Genomic DNA, 978 nt, shown 5'->3' with positions numbered 1-978 from the left:
CGGCCACGCCGCCCGCGGGGTCGTCGGCCCCCGCACCGATCCCGGCACCCGCACCGGCTCCCGCGCCCGCGGCGCAGGGCTCCGCCGACGCGCCCACGTCGGCCCCGTCCGGGTCGGTCACGCCCGCGGCGCAGGCCGCCGCCGAGACCCCGGCGCCGGTCGCCGAGGGTGCTGCGTCGGCCGGCGCGTACGCGCCCGCGGGGTCCGACGCGCCGTCCGAGACGCCCGCGGCCCCGACGCCGTCCTCCGGTCCCGAGGCCGTGCCGCGACCGTCGGACCACGACTCCGCGGCCCTCCCGGCGGCCGGGGACCCGGCGGCGCGCCGCGCGGCCGACGACTCCGCGGCGCCCGAGCCCGCGCGCGCCGAGCCACCCACCCCTACCGAGCCGCCCACCCGCACCGAGCCGCCCGCTCGCACCGAGACCACCGCACCCGCGGCGGCACCGGCCGCGGCGAACGGACCCGCCGCGACGACCGGGGCCGCCTCCGGCGCGCGCGAGGCGACCGCTGCTCCCGGCGACCGTGAGCCCGCCGCCGCACCGGACGGCCCGGGCGCGACGGACGGCGCGGCCGGCCGGCCGTCGGGTGCCGCCCCGGCGCTCACGACCGAGGAGCTGCGCCGCCGCTGGCCCGAGGTGCTCGAGAACCTGCGCGCGAGCCCGGTCACGTGGTCCCTCGTCAGCGCGAACGCCCAGGTGTCGGAGCTCGGGCCCGACGTGCTCTACCTCGCCTTCCCCTCCCCGGGGCTCGCGCGCACGTTCTCGTCGTCGCGTCACACGGGCGCGGTCCAGGACGTCGTCTACCAGACGCTCGGTCTCCAGGTGCGGGTCGAGCCGCGCCTCGACGAGGGCGGCGGTCCGGGAGGCGGCGGCCGTGCGCCGTCGCCCGCGCCCGTCTCGCCCGCCGCGTCGCGTCCCGGCGGCCCGGCCCCCGCGCCCGGGCCCGCTCCCGCCGGTCCGGCGCCGTCCGCACCCGGGG

At 83.1% G+C, this 978-nt stretch carries 1 pseudogene; it reads left to right on the top strand.

The annotated features are described in order from the left end of the window. Positions 1 to 978, top strand: a pseudogene (locus GYH36_RS19090) (hypothetical protein); the annotation flags it as partial.

This window comes from Cellulosimicrobium composti (assembly GCF_010287905.1).
Classification (GTDB): domain Bacteria; phylum Actinomycetota; class Actinomycetes; order Actinomycetales; family Cellulomonadaceae; genus Cellulosimicrobium; species Cellulosimicrobium composti.
This window is presented reverse-complemented; position numbering and strand designations above follow the sequence as displayed.